This is a genomic window from Microbispora sp. NPDC088329 (genome assembly GCF_040685655.1).
Classification (GTDB): Bacteria; Actinomycetota; Actinomycetes; order Streptosporangiales; family Streptosporangiaceae; genus Microbispora.
In genome coordinates, this window is sequence record NZ_JBFBIP010000024.1 from 126959 (window position 1) to 136295 (window position 9337).

Here is a 9337-nt window from a genome sequence, read left to right on the forward strand (position 1 = left end):
CGTGCTGAGCGACGTGGTCGCCTCTATGCGCATGGGCGTGCCCCGCTCGGCGCGTGTCGAGTGGCCGGCCCCCTGGGGGCAGCGGTTCCCGTCGGTGTCCGGCTCGGCGGGGTTCCAGGTGGTGCTGCAGGGCTCGTGCTGGGCGATCCCGCCGGAGGGCGAGCCGATCCCGGTCGGCACGGGCGACCTGCTGTTCTTCCCCCATGGGCACGGTTACGCGCTGGCCGACTCGCCCACCAGCCCCGTCGTGGAACCCGACTGCGACCCCTACGCTCCCGCCGAGCTGTTCGCCTCGGCCTCCATGGAGGGCACCGGGCCCGTCACCGTCACGCCCTGCGGCGGCTACCGGCTCGACTCCACGCAGGCTCATCCCCTGCTCGGAGGATTGCCCGCGATGATCCACCTGCCCGCCAGGCTCGGGCACAACACCGAGCTGCGCGCCGCCGTGGAGCTGCTCGGCGCAGAGATCGCCGCCCCGCGGCCAGGCGCGGCCCTGGTGGTACCGGCGCTGCTGGACACGCTGCTGCTGTACATCCTGCGCGCCTGGTTCGACGTCTCGATGGGAGCACTGCAAGCCCGGCGGCTGGGCCGCCGCGCTGGCCGACCCCGTCATCAGTGCCGCACTCGGGGACATCCACCGAGACCCTGCCCATCCGTGGACGGTGCAGTCGCTCGGCCGTCGCGCGGGGCTGTCCCGCGCGGCGTTCTCCCGCCGGTTCGCCCAGTTCGTCGGGCAGCCACCGCTGACCTATGTGACGTGGTGGCGGCTCAACACGGCCGCGCACATGCTGCGCGACTCCGACGCCCCGCTGAGCGAAATCGCCGGCGCGGTCGGCTACGGCTCGGAGTTCGTGTTCGCCAATGCCTTCAGGCGCGAGTACGGCATGGCCCCCGGCAGATACCGCCGCCTGGGCTGTCCTTCTCCAGGACGCTCATAACTGGACAGGTCGCCATAGGCGGCCTCGTGCTCGGCGCGCGATGGCGAGGTGAGTGCAGCGGTCGCGTGGAGAGCCGGGCATGACGGTCGGCATATCGTCAGACTGTGTCCGAGAAGACCTCTTCACGCGCTCGGTCCAGTGCCGCGACGATCGCACCCATGAGAACGGGATTGCCCTTCACCGCGGTCGCCACCACTGTGGGGCGGCTCGGGCACACCCGGGCCACCGCCTCCTCGACACGCCCCGCGAGGTGAGCGCCGCCGGCCCTGCCCACGTCACCGCCGAGCACGACGAGTCCCGGGTCGAGAACCACGGAGACCGCCGCGACCCCTACCGCGAGCCGCCCGGCCAGGTCCTCGACGAAGGCCTCGTTGCCCGCGTCGATGGCCGTACGGACGAGGCCGGCCACCCCGGCGTCCCGGACGTTTCCGGCGGCGACGCCGTGCACGCGGGCCAGATTTCGCAGCGCCTCTCCTCCGACGAGGCGCTGGAAGGAGCCGGTCTGCGGCGCCGTGACCGCGCTGGGCAGCGGCTCCCCGGGGACGGGCAGCCAGCCGATCTCGCCCGCGCCGCCGGTGATGCCGCGATGCAGGCGCCCGCCGAGCATGACACCGAGGCCCTGTCCGACGCCCGTCCAGAGAATCACGAAGTCGTCGGCGCCCCGCGCGGCGCCGTACGTCCTCTCGGCGAGGGCCGCCAGGTTGACGTCGTTCTCGATGATGACGCTCTCGCCGAGCAGGGTGCGCAGCCCGGCCAGGATGCCGACATGCCAGGCGGGCAGGTCGACGGAGTAGCGCATGTCACCGGTGAGCGGGTCGACGACCCCGCGCGTGCCGATGACGAAGCAGCGCAGCCGGGCGAGTTCGATCCCTGCCGTCCCGCATGCCCGCTGCACGGCCTCGTGGACGATGCGCACCGGATCGCGGGCCTCGCTCGGGTCCACCGTCACCTGGGCGACGACCGTGCCGGTGATGTCGGCGACGGCGGCCGTGACGCTGTCCGGCAGCACCTCCAGCCCCGCGACGTACGCGCTGGAGGGGTTGACCCCGTACAGCGCGGCGTTGGGGCCGCGTCCGCCGGGGCGCTCCCCCGCGGCCGTGACCAGCCCGCGCGTCTCCAGGCGGGCCAGGAGCTGGCCGGATGTGACCTTGGACAGCCCGGTAAGCTCTCCCAACTCAGCCCTGGTCAGCGGGCCTCTGGAGATGAGGAGTTCCAATGCCGCGCGGTCGTTGATCTGCCGAAGCAGCCGAGGCGTACCCGGTTGTTGTGGCACCGGCTGGTTCCCCTCTCGTCACGATCCGCTAACACGGTCTTTTTTATAAGAAAGTTTCTTGTTAGTTTAGCGCCAGCCAGCCCGGAGGCAACCGATCAGGCCTCGGGACGCCAGAGCGCCGACCGAAAGGAGAGCGCCTTCCAGCAGGTGAGCGGCCCGCCGACACCCCCCACGAGGCGCACCCCCGACGCGAAGCCGGGAAGGGAGAGACCCATCGTGAAGATCGCGAAGATCGCGGTCGCGACCACCGCGACCGCTGCCCTGGCCCTGGGACTCGCCGCTTGCGGAAGCGACGACTCCGGTAGCACGACCACCCCGTCGTCCTCCGCCGCCGCGAGCGGTCCCAAGTTCGCCGGCCAGACTCTTACCGTGTGGCGACTCGGTGCCCCCACCGACGTCTTCACCAAATACATGGACGACCTGAACGCCGAGTTCAAGGAGAAAACGGGCGCCGAAGCCAAGGTCCAGTGGATCCCCTGGCCCGACGCCCAGAAGAAGTGGACCACCGCGCTCGCCGGCGGCGAGGGCCCGGACGTCACCGAGTTCGGCAACGACCAGGTCGCCGCCTGGGTGGCACAGGACGCGCTCGCGGACATCACCGACGCCACCAAGAGCGACCCCGAGCTCCAGCAGATCCCGCAGAACCTGTGGAGCTACGAGACCATCGACGGCAAGGTCTACGCCGTGCCGTGGGGCGGCGGCACCCGCGCCGTGCTCTACCGCAAGGACTGGTTCGACAAGCTCGGCATCGAGGTCCCCAAGACCTGGGACGACCTGGTCGCCGCGGCCAAGAAGATCGTGGACAAGCAGGGCAAGGACGTCGACGGCTTCGCCTTCAACGGCGGCTCCGACGCGAACATGTCGCTGTCGCCGTTCGTCTGGTCGGCGGGCGGTGACTTCGCCAAGTTCGAGGGCGGCAAGTGGGTGGGTCAGCTCACCCAGCCGGGCTTCAAGGAGGGCTTCCAGTTCTACACGGACCTGGTCGCCAAGGACGGCGTGTCCGGCAAGGGCCGCCTGACCCAGAACTCCGTCGACATCGCCCAGCGCTTCGCCGCCGGCAAGGTCGGCATGTACGTCACCGGCGGGTGGGACATCGCCGCCATCAAGGAGCAGAGCAAGGGCAAGGTCGACGAGTCGAAGATGGGCTTCTTCTCGCTGCCCGCCAAGGACGGCTCCGGCCCGGCCCCGGCCTTCCAGGGCGGCAACGACATCGCCGTCTGGAAGGACACCAAGAACCCCGAGCTCGCCCTGGAGTACGTCAAGCTCGCCGCGGGCAAGGAGTTCGGCGTGCGGTACGCCAAGGAGGGCGGCCTGCTGCCGCTCTACCCCGACGCGCTCGCGGAGATGGGCGGCGACCCCGCCCAGAAGCCGTTCACGGACACCTTCAAGGTCGCCAAGGGCTTCCCGGCCAGCCCCAACTGGGCCGAGGCCAACGACACCAAGGCCGTGCTGCAGAACGCGGCACGCGAGGTGATCGAGGGCAAGAAGGGCGTCGACCAGGCTCTGACGGACGCGAACACCGAGCTTGAGACGATCCTCAACCAGTAGGGATCATGACTCAGACGTCAACCCTCGCCCGGGGCGGAGCCGACACCTCCGCCCCGTCGCGGCGCAGTCGCAAACGGGCGCGCGGATCGGGCCTGTCGCCGAAGGCCGTTCCGTACGTCCTGCTCCTGCCCGGTCTTCTGGTCATCGCGGTGCTGCTGCTCTACCCGATGTACCAGATGATCGAGATGTCCTTCCACAAGGTCGGGCTCCGGCAGATCAAGGCCGTCAATCCCGCGCCGGCCGACTTCGTCGGCGTGGACAACTACAACAGCGTCCTCTCCTCGCCCCTGTTCTGGTCGTCGCTGCGCAACACGGTGATCTTCGCGCTCGTCACCGTCACACTGACGCTCGTCCTCGGCACATTGGTCGGCCTGCTGCTGAACCGGCTCGGCAGCAAGATGTCCACGTTCGTCATCGTCGGCGTCATGGCCGCCTGGGCGACCCCGCCCACCGCGCAGGCCATCGTGTGGAAGTGGCTGTTCGACTCGGACGCCGGCGTCGTCAACTGGATGCTGAACCTGCTGCCCGACTGGCTGGCGAACCTGCTGTTCGGCCGTTCGGACTGGAGCGGGCAGCCCTGGTTCAACGACACCTCCACGCTCTACTTCGTGCTGGTCGTGGCCGTGGTTTGGGCGTCGTTCCCGTTCATCGCGGTGTCGGTGCTCGCCGGTCTGAAGAGCATCCCGTCGGAGCTGTACGAGGCGGCGAAGATGGACGGCTCGGGTGCGCTCACCACGTTCAGGAGGATCACCTTCCCGCTGCTCAAGCCGGTGTTCTCGGTGCTGGTCGTGCTGTCGATCATCTGGGACTTCAAGGTCTTCACCCAGCTCTACCTGCTGGCGGGCGGCACCACGAACCGGGACTCGTTCAACCTGTCGCTGTGGAGCTACGCCGAGGCGTTCGGCGGCAGCGCGCCGAAGCTGGGCCTCGGCGCCGCCATCGCGGTCGTGCTGACCGTGATCCTGCTGCTGATCACCCTCGTCTACGTCCGGCAGATCGTGAAGACGGAGGACGACATCCGATGAGCCCGCTGACCCGCAACAAGCCCGGCCGGGTCCCGCCGAACGCGCCCAGGGTCGTGGTGCTCCTCTTCGCGGTTCTCCCGGTTCGCTGGAGGATCACGCCCTTCAAGCCCTGGCTCGCCCGGGTCTCGCTGAACGCGGCCGGGGTCGCGGTGTTCCTCTTCGCGGTCTTCCCCGTCTACTGGATGGTCGCCACGGCCTTCAAGCCGAACGACCAGATCTTCACCACGAGCTTCATCCCGTTCCCCAGCCCGCCCTCGCTGGACCACGTCCAGCGGGTCTTCACCAAGGGCGTGGGCGAGCTCCCCATCTGGCAGTACCTGCTCAACAGCACGATCGTGGCGCTCAGCGCCGTCGTGATCGGCGCCGTCTTCGCGCTGCTCGCCGCGACCGCGGTCGCGCGGTTCCGCTTCCGCTTCCGCACCTCGTTCCTGATCCTGCTGCTGATCGTGCAGATGGTGCCGGCCGAGGCGCTGCTGATCCCGCTGTTCACCATGGTCAAGCGGATCGGCCTGTACGACCAGCTGCTCGGTCTGATCGTCATCAACGTCGGCCTGACGCTGCCGTTCTCCGTCTGGATGCTGCGCACGTTCGTCGCGGCCGTGCCCAGGGAGCTGGAGGAGGCGGCCTGGATCGACGGCGCGGGCCGGTTCACCACCTTCTGGCGGGTGCTGTTCCCGCTCGTCGCGCCCGGCCTCGTCGCGACCAGCATCTTCGCGTTCATCACCACCTGGAACGAGTTCGTGTTCGCCCTGACCCTCATCAACGACCAGGGCAAGTACACGATGCCGGTCGCTCTGAAGTTCTTCGTCGGTCAGCGCTCGACCGACTGGGGCGGCATCATGGCCGCCTCGACCCTGATGACCATCCCGGTCCTCATCTTCTTCCTGCTGGTTCAGCGGCGGATGGTCTCCGGCCTCGTCGCGGGCGCGGTCAAGGGATAACCCCGCCGCCAGCACCCCCCTCGTACGGCCGCCCGCACGGCCACCGCCCCCGGTGGCCGTACGGGGCCTGCCCGCGCGCCCTCACCCCCACCGCACCCAAGGAGCCGAGACACCATGTCCGCCACCCGCGACCCCCTGGCGGGGGCCGCCGCCCCGTCCACGCGTACCGGCGACCCGGGCCTGAACCGGCTCGCCGCGGGAACACTGCTGATCTCGTTCAGGGGCACGACGGCGCCGGACTGGGTGCTACGCGGCCTGGAGGACGGTCTTGGCGGCGTCTGCCTGTTCGGGTCGAACATCGCCGGCGACGAGCAGGTGGCCGCGCTCATCGCCCGCCTGAACGAGGCGGGCCGCCCGGTCGTCTCCCTGGACGAGGAGGGCGGGGACGTCACCCGGCTGGCCTACCACACCGGGAGCGCCTACCCGGGCAACGCGGCGCTCGGCGCGGTGGACGACGTGGATCTGACCGAGCGGGTCTACCACGCGATGGCCGCCGACCTCGCGCGGTGCGGGGTGAACCTCGACATGGGCCCGGTGGCCGACGTGAACACCGCCGACGACAACCCGATCATCGGCACCCGGTCGTTCGGCTCGTCGCCCGGCCTCGTGGCACGGCACACGGTCGCCGCCGTACGCGGCCTGCAGTCGGCGGGGATCGCCGCCTGCGTCAAGCACTTCCCCGGCCACGGCGCCACCCATCAGGACTCCCACCTCGAGATCCCGCTGGTGGACGCCTCTGTCGACCTGCTCAGGGAGCGCGAGCTGGTCCCCTTCCTCGCGGCGATCGAGGCCGGAGTGAAGTCGATCATGACGGCGCACGTGGCGGTTCCCGAGCTGACCGGTGACCTGCCCGCGACGCTCAGCGCGCAGGCGCTCACCCGGCTGCTGCGCCGGGAGCTGGGTTACGACGGCGTCGTGCTGACCGACGCGCTCGACATGCACGCGATCAGCGGGAGCGTGGGGCTCGCGGAGGGGGCGGTGCTGGCCCTGTCCGCGGGCGCCGACATGCTGTGCCTCGGGCCGCTGCCCACGCCGGAGGATGTCCGGCGCATGGTGGCCCACATCGTCGACGCCGTCGCCGAGGGCAGGCTGGCGGGTGAGCGGCTGGAGGAGGCCGCCGCGCGGGTGGAACGGCTGCGCGACTGGTTCGAAACCTCGCGCACACAGGTGGCGCAGGACGAAGTCATCGGTCTCGACGCCGCCCGCCGCGCCGTGTCGCTGACGGGCTCCACGGGCCCTCTGGCCGATCCGTTCGTGGTCGAGATCGACACGCCGCCGACGATCGCGGTGGGCGAGGTGCCCTGGGGCGTCGCGCCGTGGCTGCCGCAGGCCGAGATCGTCCGGGTCACGCCGGAGAAGGCCGACGCCGGGGCGCTGCTCGGCCGGGCGGCCGGGAACCGCTCGCTGATCGTGGTCGTCAAGGACGCCCACCGGCACGCGGGCAGCCGGGACCTGATCTCCGCGTTGCTCGCCGCCCGTCCGGACGCCGTCGTGATGGAGATGGGCCTGCCGATCTGGCGGCCCGGCGCCGGGGCCTACATCGCGACGTACGGCGCGGCCCGTGCCAACGCACAGGCGGCGGTGGAGCTGCTGTGCGGTGGTCCCCTGGCGGTCAGCTAGCCGTTGTCGAGCCAGTTCGTCGCGGCCGGCGAACTGGCTCGACTGACCCACGACCGCCCAGAACTCACCCGCGGGGCCCGGTCAGCCGCAGCTGATCGCGGTGTACGTGGCGTCGTAGGACGTGGTGACCTGCTTGCCACCGATCGTCGCGGTCCCCGTAACCGTCACCTTGCCCGCGCCGATCTGCCCGGCCCGCGCGCTGAAGGACTGGTACGCCTGCTTGCCCGGAGCCACGTCGGCCACCGTCTTGGAACCATAGGGAGTCGACAGCGTCACGGTCACCGGCACATCGCCGTCGTTGACCGCCGTCACCGCGACGTACACCGACGTGCCCACGCAGCGGGACGAAGCGGTGACGGTCAGCGGGACCTTGTTGCGAAGCGCCGACATGTTGGCGTAGCTGATCCTGGCGTGCTCCAGCGACTGGCCGGGGTTGGCCGTGCCGCCGGGGGCGTTGTCGTTCTCGAACATCGGGTTGTAGCGGCCCCTCTTCGGGCCCTCGGAGAAGAACCCGTCGTAGTCGATGTCGCCGAGCCCGAACGCCGTCATGTCGTAGCCTTGGCTGGTCGCCGGGTCGTACTTCCCGTCCTTGGCGTGGAACAGCGGGAACCGCGCGTCCGCCCCCTGCACGACCCTCAGCGGGTTGAAGATGCCGGTCTGCGTCGACCCGTCGGGCGCGGTGAAGGTCTTGTACCTGTGCTGGGCCACGTACGCCCAGAAGATGTCCATCTCCAAGTGGACCAGCTGGGGGTCGGTGATCTGCAGGAAGTACTCGAGGCGGCGGATGCCGGAGGAGCGGGTGGGCCGGCCCTGCGCGTCGAGCGGGCCGCTGTCGAGCAGGAAGCTGTAGGCGACGTCGTGATTGTGCGTGTACAGCTTGAGGCCTGCGTCCTTGGCGAGGGCGCCGAGCTGGTGCCACTTGTCCGCCGCGACGTCCCAGTCGGCCTTGTAGGCGCTGCCCGTGGGGTCGTTGCCGGTGCCGACGTGTTCCATGCCGAGGATGTTGGCGATCTCCAGGTGAAGCTTGAAGCGGTCGATGTCGGCCTGGCTCAGCGGCCAGGAGCCGGGGATGAACCCGTGGTTGCCCTGGGCGCGCAGGCCGTTGTCGTCCAGCCAGCCGCGCAGCAGGCGGGCACCCGCCACGCTCTCCAGGTTCGCGCCGCCCTCGGCGTTCGCGTGCTGGCTGTAGCCGGCGAACTCGACCTGCGAGTAACCGATCTTGCCCAGCTCCTCGAAAGTGCGCCGGAAGCCGGCGGGCAGGCTCGGGTCCGCCAGCGGGTTACGCGAGATCACGTCGCGGACGGTGTAGAGGATGATGCCTCGCTTCGCCGCCGGAATCAGCGCGTACTGGTCACCCTTCATCTCGTCGCCCTCGCCGAGGCTCGCGTGGGCGGCCGAGGAGAACAGACCCGTCGCCGACAGGGCCGTCACCGCCGTCACACCCGTCGTGGCCGCGAGGAACTGGCGCCGGTTCAGCCCCAGCCTGCGGCGCAGCATCTGCCCGGTCTCGTTCTCTTCGTCGAACGCGCTCATCGTTGTGCGACTCCATGTCGTGCCAAGTTCATATGCATGAAGAACCTTGATCCCCCGATGACGCGGCGAGCCTCTGATGCCTCCTCTTCCGCCCCACGCTTCACTGTTTGGGCAGCTTGATCAGGAAGCTACGTCACTTTGTGTGAACTGTGAAGAGTGTTCTGCCGAGATCCGCGTGACTTTGTTTGGATTGAGATCAAAGTGGCGGCCGTACGTCGCCGGCAAGAGATAGCCGTCGTCGGCGTCGATCGCGGATGGTCGTCCGGGACGCGTGCCAGACTCGCACGCGTCCCGGACGTTCGCAGCGGGCAACCGCGTCCCGCCTTCGGCTCAGGTCTGGTTGAACAGCGAAAGGGTCAGGGTCGAGTGGTACTCGCCGGCGGCGACGTCGACCGGGGTGCGCAGGGCGAGGTCGGCGTTGACCTTCGAGGTGCCGATCTCGTCGGAGGAGTTGGCGGT

Annotated in this window: 7 protein-coding genes and 1 pseudogene; 6 read left to right on the forward strand and 2 right to left on the reverse strand. The window is 69.7% G+C overall.

Annotation, left to right across the window (positions count from 1 at the left end; all coding sequences use genetic code 11):
* Window positions 1-31: 31 nt before the first annotated feature.
* Both AB0O28_RS33275 and AB0O28_RS33280 read left to right on the forward strand, forming a co-directional pair.
* Window positions 32-493, forward strand: a pseudogene (locus AB0O28_RS33275) (cupin domain-containing protein); the annotation flags it as partial.
* Window positions 494-662: 169 nt separating this feature from the next.
* Window positions 663-938, forward strand: a complete 276-nt coding sequence (locus tag AB0O28_RS33280; RefSeq protein WP_363646537.1) for a helix-turn-helix transcriptional regulator — start codon at window positions 663-665, stop codon at window positions 936-938.
* A 97-nt stretch (window positions 939-1035) separates the two neighbouring features.
* On the opposite strand, the gene AB0O28_RS33285 is transcribed toward AB0O28_RS33280, so the two are convergent.
* The gene (locus AB0O28_RS33285; RefSeq protein ID WP_363646538.1) at window positions 1036-2211 is read right to left on the reverse strand and encodes an ROK family protein; all 1176 of its coding nucleotides are present in this window, start codon (window positions 2209-2211) and stop codon (window positions 1036-1038) included.
* A gap of 216 nt (window positions 2212-2427) precedes the next feature.
* Between AB0O28_RS33285 and AB0O28_RS33290 the strand changes: the two genes are divergently transcribed.
* The 4 genes from AB0O28_RS33290 to AB0O28_RS33305 all read left to right on the forward strand — a co-directional run bounded on the left by AB0O28_RS33290 (window position 2428) and on the right by AB0O28_RS33305 (window position 7345).
* A complete protein-coding gene (locus AB0O28_RS33290) occupies window positions 2428-3759 on the forward strand; it encodes a sugar ABC transporter substrate-binding protein (RefSeq protein ID WP_363646539.1) in 1332 nt (443 codons plus the stop codon).
* 5 nt (window positions 3760-3764) lie between these two features.
* Window positions 3765-4784, forward strand: coding sequence for a sugar ABC transporter permease (locus AB0O28_RS33295; RefSeq protein ID WP_363646540.1), 1020 nt, complete (start codon window positions 3765-3767; stop codon window positions 4782-4784).
* Entirely contained in the window at window positions 4781-5725 is a 945-nt protein-coding gene (locus AB0O28_RS33300) for a carbohydrate ABC transporter permease (RefSeq protein ID WP_363646541.1), read from the forward strand. The genes AB0O28_RS33295 and AB0O28_RS33300 overlap by 4 nt, the downstream gene beginning before the upstream one ends.
* Before the next feature lie 114 nt (window positions 5726-5839).
* Complete coding sequence (locus AB0O28_RS33305) at window positions 5840-7345, forward strand: glycoside hydrolase family 3 protein (RefSeq protein ID WP_363646542.1); 1506 nt, start codon at window positions 5840-5842, stop codon at window positions 7343-7345.
* 81 nt (window positions 7346-7426) lie between these two features.
* Here the strand turns inward: AB0O28_RS33305 and AB0O28_RS33310 are convergent, their stop codons facing one another.
* Entirely contained in the window at window positions 7427-8878 is a 1452-nt protein-coding gene (locus AB0O28_RS33310; RefSeq protein WP_363646543.1) for a TIM barrel protein, read from the reverse strand.
* Between the last annotated feature and the right edge of the window lie 459 nt (window positions 8879-9337).